The sequence below is a fragment of the Oleiphilus sp. HI0125 genome (assembly GCF_001635355.1).
The window spans coordinates 1-859 of the sequence record NZ_LWGF01001060.1; the positions used below are offsets into that span (position 1 = coordinate 1).

General features: G+C 43.3%; 1 protein-coding gene. It reads left to right on the top strand.

Annotation, left to right across the window (positions count from 1 at the left end):
- Positions 1–859, top strand: an 859-nt coding sequence (locus A3762_RS18160; protein ID WP_068756985.1) for a glutathione S-transferase C-terminal domain-containing protein, incomplete at both ends; no start/stop codon positions are given.

An 859-nucleotide genomic window follows, 5' to 3' on the forward strand; every position in this document is an offset into this window, starting at 1 on the left:
CCTTCGCCTCACTTATTTAACTTCTTAACCCATTTTATCGATGAAGCATTCAATGAGTTTGGCTTATATCTCGTGCATCATATGCGCTGGGTCGGCTCTACAAAAAGCAACAGAATGGGCAAACTGCTCGCATCAGAGTTTAAAAATGCATTACCACCCGGCGGCGCTTGGCTCTTATCTCGGTCATTTCCAGCTCGCCAAGTAAAGCGTTTACCTTATTTGATGAGCGTCGCCCCGAAAGGATACAAGGCAGGCGTTCGCGCATCACTAACACCGCCAACAAAAGAAGACTTCCCACCAACACACGAACTACTTGAACAAAGTTGGAAAGCTATATTAGAGGCGTTAGACGCAATATTTCGCCGCCAAAACTATATTTTCGGTGATCACTTTTCTCTAACCGATGCGAGCATCTATGGTCAATTAGGAATGAACCTTGTCGACCCGGAAGCCGCGGACAAAATAAAACAAATTGCACCAAATCTTTTTGCTTGGCTAAAACGTATAGACGAAGGCCAATTCATGGAAACTAGTAATTGCGTTAATGAGAACCTAATTTTCAACGAAAAATTGTCAACGCTGATGAATATTTTGATGGGAACATATGCTGCGCTGATGGTTCAAAATGAGCGCGCATATAATGACGCGGTCGCAAATGGCAAACACAGATTTAATGAACAAGGTTTTGATTCGGGCGAAAACATCTATACAGGAAAACTCCGAGGCTACGCATTCAAATCAGTTGTTAAAAGCTTTCAAGTGAGAAGCTGGCGCGAAGTAAAAGAGCACTGGAAAGGCCTTGCCCCTAGCGATAGAGAAATCTTAACTGAGCAGACACAACTCACTGAACTACTTGATT